The sequence below is a fragment of the Streptomyces chiangmaiensis genome (assembly GCF_036281785.1).
Taxonomy (GTDB): domain Bacteria; phylum Actinomycetota; class Actinomycetes; order Streptomycetales; family Streptomycetaceae; genus Streptomyces; species Streptomyces chiangmaiensis.
Window position 1 is genome coordinate 1 of sequence record NZ_JAYWVC010000150.1, and the last position, 19,684, is coordinate 19,684.

At 67.7% G+C, this 19,684-nt stretch carries 18 protein-coding genes and 5 pseudogenes; 15 read left to right on the plus strand and 8 right to left on the minus strand.

From position 1 onward, the window contains the following. From VXC91_RS31210 to VXC91_RS31220, 3 genes and pseudogenes are all read right to left on the minus strand, one after another. Positions 1 to 219, minus strand: a pseudogene (locus VXC91_RS31210) (delta-60 repeat domain-containing protein); the annotation flags it as partial. Between the two features lie 576 nt (positions 220 to 795). Next, positions 796 to 2,538, minus strand: coding sequence for a transposase domain-containing protein (locus VXC91_RS31215; protein WP_329510704.1), 1,743 nt, complete (start codon positions 2,536 to 2,538; stop codon positions 796 to 798). Between the two features lie 248 nt (positions 2,539 to 2,786). Continuing rightward, complete coding sequence (locus VXC91_RS31220; protein WP_329510705.1) at positions 2,787 to 3,488, minus strand: hypothetical protein; 702 nt, start codon at positions 3,486 to 3,488, stop codon at positions 2,787 to 2,789. 362 nt (positions 3,489 to 3,850) lie between these two features. Between VXC91_RS31220 and VXC91_RS31225 the strand changes: the two are divergent. The 3 genes and pseudogenes from VXC91_RS31225 (at position 3,851) to cynS (ending at position 5,976) form a co-directional block, all read left to right on the plus strand. Beyond that, positions 3,851 to 4,518: pseudogene (locus VXC91_RS31225) on the plus strand (IS6 family transposase). Positions 4,519 to 4,786: 268 nt separating this feature from the next. Further along, positions 4,787 to 5,500, plus strand: a complete 714-nt coding sequence (locus VXC91_RS31230) for a cysteine hydrolase (RefSeq protein WP_329510706.1) — start codon at positions 4,787 to 4,789, stop codon at positions 5,498 to 5,500. Between the two features lie 32 nt (positions 5,501 to 5,532). Then, positions 5,533 to 5,976: a cyanase gene (gene cynS / locus VXC91_RS31235; protein WP_329510707.1), complete on the plus strand. Its 444-nt coding sequence runs from the start codon at positions 5,533 to 5,535 to the stop codon at positions 5,974 to 5,976. 54 nt (positions 5,977 to 6,030) lie between these two features. Here the strand turns inward: cynS and VXC91_RS31240 are convergent. Continuing rightward, positions 6,031 to 6,365, minus strand: a pseudogene (locus VXC91_RS31240) (ISKra4 family transposase); the annotation flags it as partial. Positions 6,366 to 6,716: 351 nt separating this feature from the next. Between VXC91_RS31240 and VXC91_RS31245 the strand changes: the two are divergent. Continuing rightward, positions 6,717 to 7,979, plus strand: coding sequence for a cation:proton antiporter (locus VXC91_RS31245; RefSeq protein ID WP_329510708.1), 1,263 nt, complete (start codon positions 6,717 to 6,719; stop codon positions 7,977 to 7,979). Positions 7,980 to 8,013: 34 nt separating this feature from the next. Here the strand turns inward: VXC91_RS31245 and VXC91_RS31250 are convergent, their stop codons facing one another. After that, entirely contained in the window at positions 8,014 to 8,523 is a 510-nt protein-coding gene (locus VXC91_RS31250) for a hypothetical protein (protein ID WP_329510709.1), read from the minus strand. A 715-nt stretch (positions 8,524 to 9,238) separates the two neighbouring features. Here VXC91_RS31250 and VXC91_RS31255 point away from each other — a divergent pair. Both VXC91_RS31255 and VXC91_RS31260 read left to right on the plus strand, forming a co-directional pair. Further along, entirely contained in the window at positions 9,239 to 9,742 is a 504-nt protein-coding gene (locus VXC91_RS31255) for a hypothetical protein (protein ID WP_329510710.1), read from the plus strand. A 68-nt stretch (positions 9,743 to 9,810) separates the two neighbouring features. After that, positions 9,811 to 10,029: a hypothetical protein gene (locus VXC91_RS31260; RefSeq protein ID WP_329510711.1), complete on the plus strand. Its 219-nt coding sequence runs from the start codon at positions 9,811 to 9,813 to the stop codon at positions 10,027 to 10,029. A gap of 146 nt (positions 10,030 to 10,175) precedes the next feature. On the opposite strand, the gene VXC91_RS31265 is transcribed toward VXC91_RS31260, so the two are convergent. Continuing rightward, on the minus strand, positions 10,176 to 10,466 hold the full coding sequence (locus VXC91_RS31265) for a PIN domain-containing protein (RefSeq protein ID WP_408057519.1): 291 nt from the start codon (positions 10,464 to 10,466) through the stop codon (positions 10,176 to 10,178). Positions 10,467 to 10,836: 370 nt separating this feature from the next. On the opposite strand from VXC91_RS31265, the gene VXC91_RS31270 reads away from it, so the two are divergent. From VXC91_RS31270 to VXC91_RS47135, 6 genes and pseudogenes are all read left to right on the plus strand, one after another. Next, positions 10,837 to 10,965 carry a hypothetical protein gene (locus tag VXC91_RS31270; protein WP_329510712.1) on the plus strand — a complete coding sequence of 43 codons (129 nt, stop codon included), beginning with the start codon at positions 10,837 to 10,839 and terminating at the stop codon, positions 10,963 to 10,965. A gap of 180 nt (positions 10,966 to 11,145) precedes the next feature. Beyond that, positions 11,146 to 11,568: an ATP-binding protein gene (locus tag VXC91_RS31275; protein WP_329510713.1), complete on the plus strand. Its 423-nt coding sequence runs from the start codon at positions 11,146 to 11,148 to the stop codon at positions 11,566 to 11,568. Positions 11,569 to 11,747: 179 nt separating this feature from the next. Continuing rightward, positions 11,748 to 12,488, plus strand: a pseudogene (locus VXC91_RS31280) (DUF427 domain-containing protein). A 480-nt stretch (positions 12,489 to 12,968) separates the two neighbouring features. Next, complete coding sequence (locus VXC91_RS31285; protein WP_329510714.1) at positions 12,969 to 13,856, plus strand: haloalkane dehalogenase; 888 nt, start codon at positions 12,969 to 12,971, stop codon at positions 13,854 to 13,856. Positions 13,857 to 14,237: 381 nt separating this feature from the next. Continuing rightward, positions 14,238 to 14,438, plus strand: coding sequence for a transaldolase family protein (locus VXC91_RS47130; RefSeq protein WP_408057520.1), 201 nt, complete (start codon positions 14,238 to 14,240; stop codon positions 14,436 to 14,438). A gap of 106 nt (positions 14,439 to 14,544) precedes the next feature. Beyond that, the gene (locus VXC91_RS47135) at positions 14,545 to 14,712 is read left to right on the plus strand and encodes a hypothetical protein (RefSeq protein ID WP_408057521.1); all 168 of its coding nucleotides are present in this window, start codon (positions 14,545 to 14,547) and stop codon (positions 14,710 to 14,712) included. Positions 14,713 to 14,804: 92 nt separating this feature from the next. On the opposite strand, the gene VXC91_RS31300 is transcribed toward VXC91_RS47135, so the two are convergent. Beyond that, positions 14,805 to 16,016, minus strand: a complete 1,212-nt coding sequence (locus VXC91_RS31300) for a PucR family transcriptional regulator (RefSeq protein WP_329510716.1) — start codon at positions 16,014 to 16,016, stop codon at positions 14,805 to 14,807. Positions 16,017 to 16,216: 200 nt separating this feature from the next. Between VXC91_RS31300 and VXC91_RS31305 the strand changes: the two genes are divergently transcribed. From VXC91_RS31305 to VXC91_RS31315, 3 genes and pseudogenes are all read left to right on the plus strand, one after another. After that, positions 16,217 to 17,704, plus strand: coding sequence for a long-chain-fatty-acid--CoA ligase (locus VXC91_RS31305; protein WP_329510717.1), 1,488 nt, complete (start codon positions 16,217 to 16,219; stop codon positions 17,702 to 17,704). 745 nt (positions 17,705 to 18,449) lie between these two features. Then, positions 18,450 to 19,103 carry a CBS domain-containing protein gene (locus VXC91_RS31310; protein ID WP_329510720.1) on the plus strand — a complete coding sequence of 218 codons (654 nt, stop codon included), beginning with the start codon at positions 18,450 to 18,452 and terminating at the stop codon, positions 19,101 to 19,103. A gap of 88 nt (positions 19,104 to 19,191) precedes the next feature. Then, a pseudogene (locus VXC91_RS31315) lies at positions 19,192 to 19,449 on the plus strand (putative PEP-binding protein); the annotation flags it as partial. On the opposite strand, the gene VXC91_RS31320 reads toward VXC91_RS31315, so the two are convergent. Further along, positions 19,361 to 19,684 (minus strand): CBS domain-containing protein (locus tag VXC91_RS31320; RefSeq protein WP_329510718.1); only part of this gene is annotated, 324 nt, incomplete at its 5' end. The pseudogene VXC91_RS31315 and the gene VXC91_RS31320 overlap by 89 nt on opposite strands.

A 19,684-nucleotide genomic window follows, 5' to 3' on the forward strand; every position in this document is an offset into this window, starting at 1 on the left:
ATCCAGGCTGCCGTCGGTGTTGTAGCGGGCCAGCGCGAAGACGATGGTGCCGCCCACGACCCTACTGCCGGCGGCGACGATCTTGCCGTCGGCCTGCAACGCCACCCCCGAAGCCTCGTCGGCGCTGCCGCCGAAGTCGGTGGTCACCGTGCCGCCGGTGCCGAAAGTGGGATCCAGATCGCCCGGGGCGGCCAGCGCGACCCCGGGACAGAACAACACCAGCGCCGCACCCAGGGCCGCTACCGCCCCTACCCGGCCGTGCCTCGTCCAGTGGCGGCCTCTTGCCTGTCTGGTACGTCTGAACGCGAAGAGCAGGTCAAGAAGAAATCTGGGCATCTCTATTCAAGCTGCCTTTCATCTTCCGGCCGCCGCTGGCCACCGCACATCCAGCGGTCATCGCAGCGACAGCTTTTCCTCGCGGCGTACCTCATGCGCCCGTTCACGGCGGGGCCGGGGCGGACACAGGTCGTCCCGGCGACCCGGCGCCTAGACAACTACCGGTTCTTCTCTTCGCGACCCCGATGGCGCGCCTTGTGTTCGGCCAAGCGAGTCCAGACGGCGCTTGATCAGCCCAGTCACCTCTTCGTGCCCATGGGCCCATGCCGCGATAGTTAAGACGGACTGCGACCGCGTGCCCATGGCCGCTTCCGGCCCCTCTGGCTTGGCTTGGCCGACGTCATCGGGGAGCCGACCGCCCCACCCACAGCGGGGTTTCTCTTCTCGCCCGCATGCACGCAGCGCGCCGCCGGGCGCAGCCGGCCGGGGCGTAGACAGACATCCGATGCGGTTGATCAGTCAAGCGGTGTTGGGGAAGGCGGTTCTCTCGTCGTAGGGGATGCGGTGGGTGAGGCAATGGTGCAGGCAGCCCAGTAGGCGGTTGAAGCAATGCCACGAAGTTAGAGCTGGCCCGACGTCGTCAAGGGCTTTGTTCGTTGATGGAAAGGTCGGTCGGCAGCCAGGCTGCGGCGAGCGTGTAGGTGGCGTTGGCGACCTTGTCGAGGAGTCCTTCGCGGGTCCAGCGGCCGAGCTGGACGCAGAAGCTGTCGTAGCGGGTGGTGCTCCCGCGGGCTGTGGCGAGGTCGTGGGCGTGCCGGGTGCGGCTGGGCGCGGTGCGCATGATCTGCAAGACCTGGTTGCGTTGTCCGCCCTGCCCCGTGGGTTGGGCTGAGGTTGGCTGAGCTCGAAGTGCAACGGCGAGGCTGGTGACATTTTGGCTGTTCGGGGGGTGCCCGCTGGTGGGTGCGCCGGGTAGCGAGAGGTCGGGCACTTCACCTTGCGGGCGCTGGTGCGTGCACGTCTGGGCGGCAGGAGACCTGAACGGATCGCCACCGCCAGGCCTGTGCCGTCCTCCCGTTCCGGCACGATGTGATCAGCGTTGATGACCTGGTCGCGGGCAGCGTGGAGAGCGACGGTGAAACTGGCACGGTCCGGGTCGGCTCCTGGAAGCGATTCAACTGCCTGGGTCATGGCCATCCGCAGCACCTGGTAGAGGGTGAGCAGGGACCAGACCTCCTGCTCAAGGCCGCGTGGATCCTGGGAGCGCAGGACCCGTCCGGTCAGGAGCGTGTGCCGTAGGGAGTAGTAGGCGGTCTCGATCTCCCCGCGCTCGTGGTAGAGGCGGATGAGAGTGTCGGCAGGGTCGCGACGGTGGTCGGTGAGTGTGGTTGCGAGCAGATAGCGCCCGGTGATGATCTGGCCTTCGCTGGTGGTGACGGTGATGTCCGCGTCGATGACGCGGACGTGCACGTGGTGGAAGCGGGTGAGGTGAGAGCCATCGGGCAGGACCGCGAGCACCGCGGGGCGTCGGCGGGCGGACAGCCTGACGAGGAACTGGGCGCCGGTGTCGGCGACCTGGCCCAGAAACCCGTCGCCGTCGAAGGCACGATCGGCCCGCAGCAGCATCTGCGGGGTCAGCCTCGGTAGCAGCCGGGATGCCTGGATGATCTCGCCGGCCTCGGACGGGCCGAAGACGGCGCCAAGGAGGCCGCGGGTTCCGGTCTCGCACAACACGGTCAGCCGCAAGGAGGGGTAGCCGGACATGCCCCAGTGGTGCCGGACCTTGCCGAGCAGGGCCTGGATGCGTGGCAGGTCTGGGGCTTTGAGGGAGTTGCAGCCGTCGAAGGCGACGGTCCGCCAGCGGCGGTAGCACACGCCGGGAGTCGAGGGGCGTGCCAGCGGCACTGCAAGCACGTTGAAAAGCAGTTCCAACGGCTTCGGTCCGAGCCGTTTGCGCAGGTGACGCAGGGCTGTCTCCGAAGGGGCGCGCAGGTCGAGCCCGGAGAGGCCGGCCACGAGCTTGTCCCACACGCGCTGGTAGCCCAGGCCCGGGAACAGCCCCAGCGCCAGGACGAAGTAGCTCCCGACCCGGGACGGAAGAGTACGGACGCGGCACTGCAGGGTTCTGGTCTGCTCGAGTATGTCGTCGACGAGCTCGAAGGGCAGGAACTGGGTCAACCCGCCGAGGTGCCCGGGGGCAAAGGCGCCGGCGGCAACGGTCGTAGTGCGCGTGAGGGTGCGGGTGGCAGACTGGCTCGACAACGGGATCCTCTGTACGGAAGAACTCTTGGTCGGCTTTCCTCCTACGAGGGGATCCTGCATCACGTGCCCCGCACTACCCATCCCAAGAACGCCCTTGACGACGTCGGGCCAGCTTTAACTTCGTGGCATTGCTTCAACCGCATGATCGGACAGCTCTACCACTGCCTGAAGCAGGGCAGGACCTATGACGAGTCGCTCGCCTTCGGGGCCCCTCCCGCCGAGGCCATTGTCAGCGTGGCTTGAGCCGGTCAGCGGGGAGTGAGGCAGGCTTCGAGGGCGGCTCGCCGTTGTGGGGGCAGGTGGTCGCCGAGGGGGACTTTGCGAGGGCTGTGATCCCCCTCGCAGATCCAGCTCCGCTCGTCCTCGTCGAACCACCAGTCCTCGGCTCCCCACATTGGGTGCCCTTGAAGCAGGTGTCTGGCCAACGCCTCGACCGCCTCGGGTGCGCCCTGAGCGACCAGAGCCTCGACCACTGCCGTCACGGCCTCCTTCGGAACCGCCGTGTCGCCGAGAACCGGCAGAAGAAGGAGGAGACGGGCGTGAGGGTCGGCGACGCCTGCGGCACCCGGTGGTGCCTCCAGCAGGGCGGCAAGCTCAGGCCAGCACAGCCCCGGGCCGATGCGGTCCTGATCGTCGCTGGCCAGGACGAGATCCTGGCTCCAGTCGGGATGCGTGAGGAAGTAGTCCGTGGTCGTGAACTCCTCGCCGCTGTTGAAGTGCACGACGATCGTGAAGCCGCTGGCCAGAGGCACCGTGAACACCGGCCATGCCGACGGGTCTTGGAGCCTGTCGAGCATGACGTCCGCGTCGCCCGCATCCGAGCCGAATGCCTCCGGCAGGAAGCCTTCGGACAGGTCCGCCAAGTACGCCGGCCAGAAGCCCGGCTCTTCCAGGAGCAGATGCCCGTCCACGACGGGCGACGAGGAGTACAAGTGCCGTGCCATCACCATGCCGGGATTCTCTCCAAGCCCGGTCAGAACTGTTCGACGACCCCGGCCCTCACGGCCGACCGGCTTGACGGCATAGCAACCGGTGGCCCTTGTACGACGGCGGCATGCTCGCCACGCGCGATCCCCTCCCGAGCATGATCAACCTGGACACCATCTCACGCCGACAGCCCACGGCCGCTTCAGCTCGATCAGGAACTCGCTCGCGGCCTGCACCTGCTCGTCACTCGCGCGCCGGACGACGTCCTCCTGCTCGCCCGGCGCCGAAGGCGCGTGCTTTTTGGAGGAGGAGGTTCCTCCTCCCCCCTGGGGGGTGTGGGGGGAGAGCATCACCCCTTCCCGGAACGCCGGACGCGGTCCGACCCATCTCCCGCTGTGTGTGGCTGTACCACCGCTTCCCGCTGTCGTTCCGCGAGGCCGAGGAGCTGATGCTCGAGCGCGGTGTCGTTGTCTCATATGAGACGATCCGCCGCTGGTGCGCCACGTTCGACCAGGCCTACGCCGGCGCGCTGCGCCGCCGGCAGCCCCAGCCCGGGGACAAGTGGCACCTGGACGAGGTGTTCATCAAGATCAACGGAGAGCAGAAGTACCTGTGGCGGGCCGTGGACGCCGACGGCAACGTCCCGGACATCCTCGTACAGAACCGGCGGGACACCGCCGCGGCCAGGCGGTTCTTCCGCAGGCTGCTGAAGAAGACCCGCACGGTGCCCCGGGTGGGCGTCACCGACAAGCTCCGCTCCTGTGGCGCCGCCCACCGCAAGGTCATGCCCTCGGTCGAGCACCGCTCCCACAAGCGCCTGAACAACCGGGCCGAGAACAGTCACCAGCCACGCGGCAGCGGGAACGCGCGATGAAAGGCTTCCGCTCCGTCGGCGCGGCCCAGCGGCTCCTGTCCGCGTTCAGCGGCATCTCACGCCACTTCGGGCCCCGCCGCCACCTCATGACCGCCCCCGGACACCGCCTCGAGATGACCATCCGCTTCGCCATCCGGGACCAGGCCACCGGCGTCGCCGGCCTGCTTGCCGAAGCCTGAGCTCCGACCCGAAACCCGACCTTTGCCACGACCCATGCGCTGTCAGAGACCCACGCGTCCAACAACGTGACAGTGCCTGCGTGCTCCTTTCTGCCCGCCCGGGCAGCCCGTGCTCGAATCACCAGTGCCCTCCAGCGGTGCGCTCCATGATCTGGATATTGGTGTCGCCTGCCTTCTTCTTCGGCGTATGTCACATTTTCAGCACGTTCTCTGTCATAAGGGATGAAAGCAGGAAAAAACCTGCCTTCTACCGATCAGGAGTCCCCTCATGGCGTCCAACCAGGCCGACTACTACGCAGAGCCCTCCGCGCCCGCGCTTCCGGGCAGCGGTTTTCGTCTCGACCGGTCACGCACGGCTCTCGTCGTCACCGACCCGCAGATCGACTTCCTCAGCCCGGCCGGGGTCACATGGGAGGTCTTCGGTGGCAGCGTCACCGACAACGACACCGTTCTCCACATCGGGCAACTGCTTGAAGCCGCCAAGGCCGCTGACGTCACCGTGGCGATCTCGCCGCACTACTACTACCCGTCCGACGATGCCTGGCAGTTCGGCGGCCCGCTGGAGCAGTACATGCACTCCGTGGGCATGTACAAGCGCCAGGGCCCTCTCACTCTCGACGGCTTCGCGGACTCCGGGGCCGACTTCCTGCCCGCCTACCGGGAACACATACTCGACGGAAGGACCGTCATCGCCTCGCCGCACAAGATCTTCGGGCCCGAGTCGAACGACCTCGTCCTTCAACTGCGCAAGCACGGCGTCTCGCAGGTCATCCTGGCCGGCATGGCCGCCAACCTGTGTGTCGAGAGCCATCTGCGTGAACTCATCGAGCAGGGCTTCGAAGTGGTCGTCGTGCGTGACGCCACAGCCGGAGCCCGGCTTCCCGAAGGCGACGGGTACCTCGCCGCGCTCATCAACTACCGCTATCTGGCCAGTGCGACGTGGACGACGGCGGAAGCTGTTGCGGCGCTGCGCGAACACTGACCACCGCATCCGACGACCGAAGGACGTCCCTCGTGAACCGAGCCGAAGTCACCGAGCAGATCATCGAGGCGAAGATCAGGAAAGGAATCAGGTGGGCTGACGTCGCCGACGAGCTCGGCGCGAGCAAGGAATGGGTGACCACGGCCTGCCTCGGCCAGATGACGTTGTCAGCCGGCCAGGCGGAGAAGATCGCCGGTATCTTCGACCTGCCCCGCACGGCCGTCGCTGTCCTCCAGACTCCTCCCGTCCGAGGGCAGAGCGAGGCCGCCATGGCCTCGGACCCGCTGATCTACCGCCTCCGTGAGATCGTCGCCGTCTACGGCCCGACGATCAAGGAGCTGATCCACGAGGATTTCGGGGACGGCATTATGAGCGCCATCGATTTCCGGCTGACCCTGAACCGCCGAGAAGATCCCAAGGGCGATCGGGTCGAGATCGTCCTGAACGGCAAGTACCTTCCATACCCGGGAGCCTGAACGCGGTTGGGTGTGGTTCCGATTAGGGTGCAGAACTCATGAGGGTGCAGTCGATCAGGCCGCGGTTATGAGTTGGTCGCGGTAGCGGGCCTGGTGGTTGCGGGTGAACTCTTGCTTCTCGTGCCAGGTCCAGTAGGTGTCGAAGTCGCCGTTGGTGCGCAGGGCGCGGAGTTGAGGACGGCCTCGGCATCGGCGAGTCCCCAGCGGGCTCCGGCGATGTCGAGGCGGTCTTTGACCAGGTGGCGGCAGGCACCTTCGATGATGCCGGTGGCGATCGGCCGGCCGCGTTCCAGCGCGGTGTCGTAGCGCAGGTACGGGGCCTTGTTGCGCAGGTAGCCGAGGGCGCCGTCGATGCCCTTGCGGCGGTTCTTCTTCAGCCGGGCGGCGCGGGCGGCCGTCTGGAGCGCGGCGAAGAAAGGGGAGTTCGCGGGCGTGACCCCGAGCCCCGGAACGGCTTCGGTGCGAGCCTGAACGGCCGCAGGCCCGCGCCGCCCGGAAGTGGCCGGGGCCCGGCAGCCCCTGTCCCGGTTGACCTCGCGCCCAGGGCCGCCGGGAACGTTCACCCACCCGTTCCGCAGCGGAGTATCCACCGGAGCCCGGCTTCGCCACGGTGCCGCGCAATGAGCACCACGCACGGCACGGTCGGGCCCCGTCCGCGAAACGGCCCCGGCCGTCCGTGGGGGCGCCCACGGCACGGGCCGTCGGCCTGCCGACCGCACCTCCTCGCCGCTGGAGTCCCCATGGGCTATGACAACCTTCTGATCGTGCTGGCCATAGCGGCCGGTGTGCCGCTTCTGCTCGCCACCGTCCCCCGGCTTCCCCTCCCCGGCGCGGTGCTCGAAATCCTGGCGGGCATCATCCTCGGCCCGGCCGTCCTGCACGTCGTCGAGGCGGACACCGCCGTCGACATGCTGTCGGTCATCGGCCTGGGCTTCCTGCTGTTCCTCGCCGGCCTGGAGATCGACATCCAGCAGCTCCGCGGGCCCCGCGCGCGGCTGATCGGCACCGGCCTTCTCGCCTCGGCTGCCCTTGCGGCTGCGGTCGGCTGGCTCATGCACATCGCCGGACTCGTCGAGAATCCCCTGCTGGTCGGCACCGCACTCATGGCGACGTCGCTGGGTCTGCTGGTCCCGATCCTCAAGGACTCCGGGGCGATCGACCGGCTGGTGGGACAGCTGACGATCGGCGGCGCATCGGCCGGCGAGGTCGCAGCCGTCGTCCTTCTGTCGCTGCTCTTCTCGGAAAGAAGCTCCGGCGCAGGCTCGAAGATCCTCCTGCTCCTTGCCCTGGCCGGAATTTCGGTACTCATCGTCGCGGCGTCCGTACGCATCGGACGGTGGGCCTGGCTGACCAGCGCCCTCAGCCGGCTGGCCGACACCAGTGCCCAGATCCGCATCCGGCTGGCGATGCTGCTGGTCGTCGGGCTCTCGGCGATGGCGCTCCACCTGGGCTTCGAGGCCATCCTCGGCGCCTTCGTCGCAGGTGCCGTCCTCCGGCTGGTCGACCCCCACGCCGAACGGTCCCACCCCCGGTTCCACATGAAGCTCGCCGGCCTTGGCTACGGATTCCTCGTTCCCGTGTTCTTCGTGACGAGCGGTATCCAGTTCAACCTCGGCGCCCTGTTCGAGGACGCCGGGACCATTCTCCGGGTGCCGATGTTCCTGGCCGCGCTGTTGCTGGTCCGCGGCCTTCCGGCACTGCTGTACCGCGCAGCCGGACTCTCCTGGCCGGATGTGGCGGCCGGCGCTCTGCTCCAGGCCACATCACTGCCGGTCATCGTGGCCGCGGTGACCATCGGCCTGAAACTGGACGCCATACGGCCCGAGAACGCGTCCGCGCTGGTCGCCGCCGGGCTGCTCTCCGTGGTCATCTTCCCCTTGATCGCGCTGCCCCTTCTCCACCGCTCCCGGCAGCAGGTGGCCGGACCCGGCGGGATACGAGACTGCAAAACTAACGGCTCTGGCCCGCAATCGGTGGTAGCGATCAGTGACGGCATGTCATGATCGAGTGTGCTTGATGTCAACAACACCGTTGCGTTCAGCGGCGGGGGCGGGATGCAAGTCCGTTTTCCATGACGTGGATCTCGACGGTGAGGGTGTAGGTTTGGGCGGTTTGCAGGTGTTTTTCCGCGTTCGGCCCGTACTTGCTCGTGGGGTTCTTGCGGCTGCGGGCCTTGACGCGCTGGCGCCGCACGGCGGGCAGCAGGTTGTCCAGGACGCTTTGGCCGATCGCTCCGAGCAGGGGGTTGTCGGGTTCGGTGGCGTGGATGCCGGTGGCGGTGGTGACCTGGTCGGCGGCGGCCTGCAGCAGGACGGTGATCCGTTCCATGGCCAGGCCCGGCTGGGTGGTCACCGCGTCGGCCGCGGTGCGGATGAGTGCCTGGTAGGTCACCAGGGGCGCGTAGACCTCCTGGTCCAGGCCGGGGATGCTGCTCGAGCGCAGCATGCGGCCGTCGAGCATGGTCGCCTTGATCCAGAAGTAGGTGGTCTCCACCACCCACCTCTTGGGCAACAGAACGAAGCCCTTGGCGTCTTTGGGCCGGGTCACACTGCCGACCATCGCGGTCATCCGGACACCAACCCCACGAGCCCCCGGGTGCGGCACCCTGACCGTGCCGGCAACTCGCCCTGGAAACCCGCGACCGTACGGAGCGAGAACAGCCGCCGGGAGCCCCCACCGACGACTCACACGGCAGCGAACTTCCGCCCCGCTTCACGACCCGCACTGCGGGGAAGGGAACTCGACTGACGGCCCGTTCGTAGGTCGGTCCGTCAAGGGCGCCAGACGAGTTGCCACCCGGGCGGTGCTGTTGGGCGAAGGACATGGGGACCGGATGAGGAGAATCCAGATCAGGAGCCGTCGCCCCGATCTCCCACGCCGCAATACATGGCAGCGACGGACGATGGCGAGAACGCAGGGCAGGAGTCGTGGCCCCGGCCGTCCACGCCGCACCACGTGGGCGCGACGCTCTCTCGGCTGGATCATCACGGCAAACAAGGCATTACTCGCCGCGATCAGTGCCGGTCTCGTCGGGATCGTCACGGCTTGGGTCACAGGGCTGCCGAACCTTCTCGTTGCCCAGCTGAGCGATCCGGCGCCGCCGCTGACGGCCACAGGCACTTCCTCACCCGGCAGCTCACAGAAAGCGCGAAAACATCCTGCACAACCGACCAAAGAGGACTGTGCTCTCGCAGGCGTCTACGCCGTACCTGGCACTGGATACGCCATCCGCCCTCGCTCCACGGCGGATCTGTCCGCCTGGTTGAAGGATGCCGCCGATCCCGACGCGACATCAGGCACCTACGTGCTGCAAGCCAGAGCTGGCCAGACGGTTGTTGTGACGGCCTTCCATACGGTCCTGATCAGGAGGGTTCCTGCACCGCGGGCAACGGTGGTCACCGTGTTCCCTCCCTGCCCTGGCGCCCCCGAGATCATTTACCACGCCTCGGTGGACCTCGACGCGGCAGATCCCACGCCGAAGCTCACAAAGACGGCGGAGAGGAAGAGGGTGCCCGTCGACCGCTTCGAGGACACGATCACCAACGACTCACCGCTAATTCTCGATTTCGAGGCCTCGTCCGCCAAGTACGACGTGACGTGGAAGTTCCGTATCGACTACACCGTCGACGGCCAGTCGAAGACCGCCTGGATTCCCGACGCTACGCATGCGTTCCACACGCTCGCCACACGATCCGACGCCCCTGAACTGACCTATTCTCCCGGAACAGGCGGCATGTGGACCGCCCGAAAGGGGTCGCCAGACTGACAACGTGTCTGCGAAGTCACTGTGGGCTCGCGCGTGCGGGCGACCGCGGGCCAGGTAAAGCTAGTGGCATGGTTGAACGTCGCGTCATCGTGTCCCCGCCCTCCGAGACCGGCGGCCGGCATGTCCTGGTCGACGGAGAAAAACTGGGTACGGCGTACAGCCTGCACGACCTGAGCGTGTTCTTGCAGCGGGCTGGCCTGGAGTGCTTGGACGAGGTCGATGCGGCCGAGTCGCCGCTGATCGAGTGGCACGGCGGAGGGCCCGAAGTGTGGCCCGCGACTCCGTGAGACGGCCCTGGTTCCGGAAGCGGACCGCAAGGCTCCGTAAAGGGCGCGCCCTTGTCACCGCCCGCCGCCATCATCTGCAAACCGCGCGGTGACCACGCGGCCGCGCCCGCCGGTCAGAGCGGGACGGCGGCTGCTCTCCACTGCGATCAGGGGTTGAGGTCCAGCACGCGGACCGGCTCGCCGATCCACCGGTCGGGCTCGGTGGTGGCGATGATCGCTCCGTCGGGGCGTTCGGGAGTGGGCTGCCCAGCGTACTGAGAATGTGCTGCGGCCCACGTGTTCTGCTGGGCCACCGCCAGCGCGGCGGGCAGGTCCAGGTCGAGCACGGTGATGCCGGGCAGGGCGGCGAGATGCTCTGCAGTACCTGGATCTGCGCGCCTGGATCGACAGCGGACTGCGACCTTCTTCTTCCTGCTGGTGAGCCTGGAGGCGCGCAGGGAGCTCGATCCGGGAGAGCTGCACGAACGGCGTCGTTTCCTGCTGCCTGTCGGAACCGGGGTGGTGCGTACGCGGGCACCAGGCAGTAGTCCAGAAAGCGGTCGACCACGAGAGTCCAGAGAGCCGAGCCGACGCGCCCTGATGGACCCAAGGCAGGCAGGCGGTCGCCGACGGCCCGAGCGGGCGGGACATGGGCGGCGTGCTGACTGATGGCCCTCCACGGACGGAGATCTATGGCAGGCCGAGGGTCCGCCGCTCGGACGCGGCGGCATCCCGACCAATCTAACCGACTAAAATCGATTGACAGGTTATGTTGAGTATGCTCGACTGGATACATAACCATCGAAGCTCAACAGAAATGTTAGGTGCATGGCCTCCATAGTCCACCGCACCGCCACGGTCAACGGTCTCGAGGTCCTCTACCGGGAGGCCGGCGACCCGCAGGCACTGACGAGATCTTCGGCCCCGACGGCGCCCGGGCGTTCGCCCAGGATCTGACCGACGCCGAGATCAATCTGCTGGAGTCCGGGCACTTCGCCCCGGAGAGCCACCTCGAGACCATCACCGAGCACATCCACAACTTCCTCGCCCGCATCCTCGCCCGACGCACAGAGCATCGGGGAGGCAGCGGCGGCAGACCACGCACCCTCTGCGTGCCGCGGCCGACAAAGGACCGCCATGCAACACCTCGCCCAACACACCTTCAGCGCCACCCCGCAGACCGTGCGCGCCGCCCGCGACTTCACGATGCAGACCCTCGACAGCTGGGGCGGGTGCCTCCGTCGCGACGACATCCGGACCTGCGTCTCGGAACTGGCCGGCAACGCCGTCCAACACGGAAGCCCGGAAAGCCGCGACTACCTGCTTCGCCTCATCCGCCACCCGCACTGCCTCCACATCGAAGTCCACGACGGCGGGGGCCACTCCCCCGTCCGTATTCCGCCCGCCTCACTGAGCGCGGAAGCCGGGCGAGGCATGCGCATCGTCCAAGAGCTTTGCGACGACTGGGGAGTTCAGGCCCTCACCGGCACTGGCAAGGCCGTCTGGACCTGCTTCCACCGACCCGAGGCCCACACCTCCCGCTGCTCCTGCACGCCCTGACCGACGACACCAACCACCCCACCCGGGGATGCGGCCACCCGCCCACCCCGAACTCGAAAAGAACCCGGCATGGGACTGTCCTGGCAGCAAGGTCCCTCTCCGCAGGCGCCATCGGACGCTTCCTCACCCCCGAACCCTTCCCCGAACGCCTCCTATTCGCCGAGCGGCTGCGCCGACGCATGCGCGTGAACTTCAACGACGCCTGGATCGCCGACAGCGAGAACGTGATCCTGCTCCACAAACCGGGCCGCTACCCCGTCGCCTACTTCCCCCCCGAAGACGTCGACAAGCTGGCCCTGGTCCCGAGTGGCACGGTCACTCACCACAAGGACCTCGGCGACACCGCCTGGTACGCGGTACGGGCAGGCGACCGCCCCACCGAACGCGCCGCCTGGGAGTTCACCGCGCTGCCCGAACACGCCGCCGGCCTCCGGGGCCGCATCGCGTTCGCGTGGCGCGCGATAGACGCGTTCTACGAGGAGGACGAACGCATCCTGGGGCCCGCCGCGGACCCGTACCACCGCATCGACATCCGCAACTCCTCCCGCATCCTGGAGGTCCGCCTCGGCGGCACCGTGGTCGCCCGCTCCGAACACCCGGTCGTGCTCTACGAATCAGGCTTCACCCCGCGCTGGTACGTCCCGCGCACCGACATCGACGAGATCCAGCTGTGCCCTGTGTAGGGCCAGACCTTCTACCCCTACAAGGGCCCGTGCGACTACTACGACATCGGTGACGTGCGCGGCGCCTCCTGGTCGTACCGCAACGCTCACCAGGAGGTCGGACGGGTCAGTGACCTGGTGTCCTTCGAGCCGGATAGGGTCAAGGTCTACCTCGACGGAACCCCGCTGCATCTTGAGCCCGGGCAGAACGTCATCCCCCACGGCGTCGACCGCGGCCTGGAGGTCGACGAGATCTAGGCACGCTGACCCAACGAGCCCCTGTCCCCGTATCAGAGTCCACCGATCCTGAGGCAACGCGCGGGCTCGACCGGACAGCGGATTCCGCCCCGTATGAGGTGGAGCAGACGCCTTCCGGGATCCTCTGCTTCGCTAGATGTTTCTGGGCGAGTCCCCGCCCATCCTGACCGGGTGGTTGGAGTTTCCAAGGTGTTGCCGGAGCGTTCGGAGGTGATGCCGAATGCGTCCAGCGCGGTGTTCCGCTGGCTGATGCCGGGCTGACCGCCCGCCACGAAGAGTCATCTCTTCGGGAGTGCCAACTGATCCCGGACCGCGCCGCTGACCAGCGGTATGACGTTGAGGGGTTGCGACAGGGCGTTCCGCTGCTCTTGATCGGCGACCATCACATCCCTACCGTTCTAACCTGACTGCCTCACTTGACAGGTTAGATAAGTCGGGTCACCCTGTAGGGGCTAGTCCCAGAAAGAAACAGGAACCAAAATGATCTCTGCGGCATTTCCATATCAAAAGCAGCGGCGGAGGGTCCTCGACCGCGAGATGGCGTACGTGGAGGTGGGAGAGGGCGACCCCATCGTGCTGCTGCACGGCAATCCCACCTCGTCGTACCTCTGGCGCAATGTGTTGCCGCATCTGCAGTCGCTGGGCCGCTGCATCGCCCCCGACCTGCTGGGCATGGGCAATTCCGACAAGCTGCCTGACAGTGGCCCTGGCGCATATCGTTTCGTCGAGCACCGCCGCTATCTCGACGCCCTGCTCGAGGCCCTGGATGTGCGCGAGCGGGTCACCTTGGTAGTCCATGACTGGGGCTCGGCCCTGGGCTTCGACTGGGCCAACCGTCACCGCGAGGCCGTGAAGGGTATCGCCTACATGGAGGCGATCGTGCGGCCGCAGGACTGGACCCACTGGGACCTGATGAATATGCGCCCGGTCTTGCAGCAACTGCGGTCGGAAGCCGGCGAGGAGATGGTCCTGCAGGACAACTTCTTTGTGGAGGAGATTCTGCCGAAGGCTGTCCTGCGCACGCTCTCCGAGGAGGAGATGGCGGAATACCGACGGCCGTTCGCCGAACCCGGCGAGGGACGACGCCCGACGCTGACGTGGGTCCGGCAGATCCCCATCGACGGCGAGCCCGCCGACGTGGCCGAGATCGCGACCTCCTACGCAGACTGGCTGGCCACGAGCAGTGTGCCCAAGCTGTTCGTGAAGGCCGAGCCCGGTGCACTCCTCGCCGGCGGCGCGAATCTCGAATTCGCCCGTGGGCTGCCAGCGCAGACCGAGGTGACGGTCCCGGGGGTGCATTACGTCCAGGAAGACTCGCCGGACGAGATCGGGCGAGCCATCGCCGACTGGATGGGAACGCTGGGCTGACCGAGGACCATGCAGAGCCACGATCTGCGGCTGGAGCAATTGGCACGGCAGCCCGGCCGCTGCCAAATGACCAGCGCCGCAGTCCAGGCCTCGTGCACATTGGTAGCGCCAATGCGCACGAGTCTGGTGGCCGTGCCAGTTGGGCTCGGAGAACGTCACGGCCAGGCGAGATCCGCTCGAAGAGAGGGAGACAGCCATGCGAGATCCGTCGACTGCGCTCACCGACGCCGGAGTGTCGGTCTGGCTGGACGACTTGGGACGGCAGCGGCTGCGTGATCACAGCCTGGCCCGCCTGGTAGCCGACGACCACGTCGCCGGGGTACCACGAACCCCACCATCTTCGCCAAAGCGATCACCAGCAGCGACGCCTACGACGCTCAGCTGCGGGACCTGACGCTGCGGCGGGTGGGCCGCCACGAGGCACTGCGGGCGTTCACGACCGCCGACGTACGAGACGCCCGCGATGTGCTGAGCCCCGTCTACGAATCCACCGACGGGCTGGACGGACGCGTGTCGATCGAGGTCGATCCCCGCATCGCCCACGACAGCTACCGCACGGTCGCCGAGGCGAAAGCGCTGTGATGGTTCGTGGACCGGCCCAACCTCTTCGTGAAGATCCCCGCGGAACACCTTCATCGGCCTCGGCCGCCGCATACGCCGTCACCGCGAGGCGATCGTCAACGCCATCATCGAGCGTCCGTCGAACGGGCTGATCGGGTCGGCCAACACCAAGACAAGGCTGATCATCCGGCGAAACTTCGGCTTCCGCACCGCCGACGCCGTCATCGCCCTCGTCATGCTCACCCTCGAAAGCGACCGCCCGACACTGCCAGGACGCCAACCCGCCTCAGCCTGACCCACACATACGGCAGAAGAGCCACTTTTTCGACCTCCCGGGCAGCCGGCCACCGCGCTCGGCGGGGTGACGGGACTCGGGGGATGAGTTCATCAAGGCGTGGTGGAGCCCGTCGCGGTGCCCGGAAGGAACCTGACGGCGCGCAACGCCGCGACGAGCTCGGCGGTGTCGCCGGGGGTCTGCAGCGAACGGCCGGTGAGGTCTTCGAGCTTGCGCAGCCTGTAGCGGACGGTGTTGGAGTGGCAGTGCAGGGCCTGTGCCGTCGCGGTGGCGTTTCCGGCGGCGTCGATCCAGCACTGAAACGTGTCGAGCAGCAGGGCGCGTGCGTCGCTGTCGAGGGCCAGAACCGGGCCCATGACCTTGCGGGCGATGCCGGAGGCGGCTTCGGGAGCCGCGGCCATGACGACGGTGAGCGGGTCGTCCTGGAAGCGGACCACTTCGGCCGTCCCGGCCGGCTGGCTGTTCATGGCGAGGCGGGCATACCGCAGAGCCTGGCCGGTGTCGTCGAGCGAGGCGAATGCCGGGCTCACTCCCACGCGGGAGGTGGCGAGGCGCCGTAGGACGTTCATGGTGAGGTCATCGGCGTCCGGGCGGAGCAGGGACGCGATTCCGATGTGAAGGTCGGGCCGCAGTGTCCAGGCGGAGGGGATGCCGTGCGCGGCCAGCTGCGCCTTGACGTCGCCGAGCGGCTCCTGACCGAGTGCGGTGGCTTCGGCTGCAACGGCGACGAAGGGGCCCTTCCTGGGCAGGCCGAGGGTCTGGGCGACCTCCCACAACGTCCCTCGGTCGGTGATCCGGCCACTGAGCAGGGCCTCCGTGAGGGCGGACCGTTCGCGCTCCTGGGCGCGGGCGAGTTCGGCGGCAGCTCGCCGGTAGCCGGCGGTCAGCGCGTCGCTGTACTCGTCCGCGAGCCGCCACGCGTCGGTTGCCGCACGCACCATCACGGACGGGTCCACCTGGCGACGCGAGGCTTCCTCGGTCAGGACCGTCCACACCTCTGCGAACCCCAGCCGGTAGGCGCGCAGGACGTCGGGCAGTGGAACGCCCTGGACCGCGCGCTGGCGGCCGGTCTCGCCAGGCTCGCTGAGGTCCGGTTCGCTGCCGCCGGCGAACTGGGCCAGCATGCTGTCGATGTTGCGCCGCAGCGATGTCCGCAGCACTGCCTCCGGCACGGTGCCGGAGGGGCGGTAGATGTCGATCTCGTTGCGGATACGGCGGGTGGCGCGCACGACCAGTTCCGGCAGCCGCGGGCGCAGGGACTGCGCCATCGCTGCGATCTCGGGTACGGGCGGGCGACGCTGCACGAGCCCAGGGTACGGGTGTGCTTGTCCCAGCCGACAAGCCTCGCCAGGGTTCCAGCGAAATTCCGCTGTCAGGTTGTTCCTGAGAACAACGCATCCCGCGGTCTTCTTGTTCACCGGTCCATTGGTGACGGCCCGCACTGGCGTGAGTCTGTACCCGGCGTTCGGGCGATTACAGTACCGGGCCGTTAACAGGAGGACGCATGGCGAACATCGCGGAAAATCTGTCAAAGACAGCGCTGCGTCACCCCGATCGCCCTGCCCTCTGGTTCGGTAACGACGCGCTGACATACGCGGAGCTGGACGCGGCCGCGTCGCGCGTCGCCGCGATGCTGTGTGCGCAAGGCGTGACGGTCGGTGATCGGGTGGGCGTGATGCTGCCCAACGTGCCGGCCTTCGTGGCGCTCTACTACGGCATCCTGCGGGCCGGTGGAGTCGTCGTGCCGATGAACCCGCTGCTCAAGGCGCGCGAGATCGAGCACTGCCTGGTCGACTCAGGCGCGTGTCGCCTGTTCGTGCACGAGAGCGCCGCCCAAGAAGCGGCGGTGGCAGCCGGTGTCACGGGAACCGTTGTGACCCCCGTCGATCCGGTCCTGACGCAGGCGGACGACCACGAGCCGGTCGGTGCGGAGACACACCGCGATGACGACGACCTCGCCGTGATCCTCTACACCTCCGGAACCACCGGCAGGCCGAAGGGCGCCGCGCTGACCCACCACAACCTTGGTCACAACACCGAGGTCGTGGCCGAGCGGGTGATCCACGTGGGGCCGCAGGACGTGGTGATGGGCTGCCTTCCGCTCTTCCACGCCTTCGGCCAGACCTGCGGCATGAACGCGACGGTCCGCCAGGGCGCCTGTCTGGTCCTCGTGCCCCGCTTCGACCCGGCCGAGGTGCTGGCGCTGCTCGACGCCTTGCGGGTGACCGTCTTCCAGGGCGTGCCGACGATGTACAACGCGCTGCTGCACCAGCCCCCGTCCGCCACCGACCCCGAGGCCGGTGCCTTGCGGGTGTGCGTCTCCGGCGGGGCTGCGCTGCCGATGGAGGTGCTGCACGCCTTCGAGAGGCGCTTCGGCTGTGCGGTCGCCGAGGGCTACGGACTGTCGGAGACCTCACCGGTGGTCACCTTCAACCACCTCGACCGCGCCCGAAGGCCCGGCTCGATCGGCACCCCGATCGACGGTGTCGAGGTGCGTCTGGTGGATGGCGCCGGCCAGGACGTCCCGGTCGGTGAAGTCGGTGAGATCGCCATTCGGGGCCACAACGTCATGGCGGGCTACTGGAACCGGCCCGACGCGACGGCCGAGGCGATCCCGGACGGATGGTTCCGCACCGGAGACCTGGCCCGCCAGGACGCCGACGGCTACTTTTCCGTCGTCGACCGCAAGAAGGACCTGATCATCCGAGGCGGATACAACGTCTACCCGCGGGAGATCGAGGAGGTGCTCTACGAGCACCCGAGCGTCGACGAGGCAGCCGTCGTCGGCGTCCCGCACGCATCCCTCGGCGAGGAGGTCTCCGCAGCCGTCGTCCTCACTCCGGGGGCTCGAGTCACGGCCGAAGACCTGCGGTCCTTCGTGAAGGAACGCGTCGCACCCTACAAGTACCCCCGCAACGTCTGGCTCCTCCCCGCCCTACCCAAAGGTCCCACCGGAAAAATCCTCAAGCGGGAGATCCAGCCTCCGCAGTGATATACCGCGAGTGCCCGCGCGAGGTCGCTGACTTGGACCGGGTCCGCTCCGGACCACCGCGCGAAGGGTCCCGTGCCAAAACGGATGCTTCGTCCGCCATGGGCTCCTTGCCTTTCGCCCGCCCAGACGGCTTGGCCCGGCGCGACTTGAGCGGCGGCGGAGTACTTCCGGGGTCGTCGTCACCTGCCGGGCACCATCTGTCGCGCAACAGCGCCAACTCGTCGATGCCCCGCCCGGGACCAGCCTTCACCGGAGGGCCCGGTGTAACACCCGCTGCGGCACCACTGCCACCGGGCAATCCGCGTGGTGCAGCAGCCTGTGGCGCTACGCGGGGTCACGGCTGCATTCCGGAGCACCGTGCCCGGAGGAAAAGGTCCGGCGATCGCACGTTCCAGCAGTCGGCGGAGCATCACCCCGTCGACGCCCTCGTCGTGCCGGAACCGGTCCCCGATGGCGATGACTGCTATGCGGGTGGAGACAGTCGTCGTCTGCCTCCCTCCCCTGCTCCTTCCGCCGGCCTGCGACGACATGCGTACCGCCGCAGGGGCCACAGGGTCTCGAGCAGGGCCTGATCGGCCCTTTCGCCCATCACCGAACGCACGCCCGCGCGGAAAGGGCCGAACGACCCCTTGTCAGGACCGGGCGGCCGGTAGTGCGCACATGGCCGCGCGACCAGGCTCAAGACAGGAACCTGACGGTGCTCGACCTCGCCGTGGACCGCATCCGACATCCCGAGGAGGAGACCGTGTCCAGCACTCCGTACGTCGTGAGCGACGTGATGACGCGCGCCCCCGTCGCCGTCGGCCGAGACGCCCCGTTCAAGGACGTCGTCAGGCTCATGGAGCAGTGGAAGGTCAGCGCCCTGCCCGTGCTCGAGGGCGAGGGCAGGGTGATCGGCGTCGTCTCCGAGGCCGATCTGCTGCCGAAGGAGGAGTTCCGCAACCGCGATCTGGACCGATACACACAGCTTCACCGCCTGTCTGATTTGGCCAAGGCCGACGCGCTCACTGCTGAGGAACTGATGACCTCGCCTGTCGTCACCGTCCACCCCGACAGCACCCTTGCACAGGCCGCCCGCATCATGGCCCAGCGCAAGATCAAGCGGATTCCGGTCGTCAATGGCGAAGGCCTGCTCGAGGGCATTGTCAGCCGCGCGGACCTGCTCAAGGTGTTCCTGCGCCCGGACAAGGAGATAGCGGACGAGATCCAGGGGGACATCGTCGACGTCCTCTTCCCCGCCCCTCTCGAGCCCATCCACACCATGGTCGGCGACGGCGTCGTCACCCTGACCGGCAAGATCGAGGACGCCCGCCAGATCCCTTTGACCGTCCGGCTGGTGCAGGCAGTCGAGGGCGTGGTGGACGTGGACTGCCGCCTCCGCGGAGCCGATGCGGGCTGACGTACGGCTTGAGGCCAACCGGCCCACGTCCGGCACCTGCCGAGCATGCGGCACTCATTCGACGCTGGGAGAGCGCGTGCACGAGTAGAACCCCATGCTGGGTTTGCGGGGCGTACGCCTCGGCCTGGTGGTCCCGGGCCTGGTGGCCGTGCAAGTGCGGGCCGTCGCCGAAGCGGTGGTCGAACGGACGAAATCCGGCTGGGCGTCGAAGGCGGAGATGATGGTGCCCCTGGTCGGTGCCGTTGAGGAACTCCGGCTCACCCGCGAGGTAGTGGAGCAGGTACTGGCCGAGATGTCCGCGGAATCCGGCGTCCCGGTGCGTTGCCCGGTCGGCACCATGATCGAGCGGTCATCAGCTGATCGGCGGTGAAGGCCCTGGATCTGGCCGCCTGCCTACGAGCCCTGGGCGTCAGCTCTGCGAAGGGGAAGCGGCGCTTCGGCTCGTCCATGTCGAGCGCTTCCGACTGTCGGATCATCAAGTCCGTTTCGGTGACGACACCGATGGCCTTGTCGTCCCCGTCCACGACCGGCGGTCCGCTGATCCGGCCGTCCACGAGCAGCCGTGCGACTTCCTTGAACGC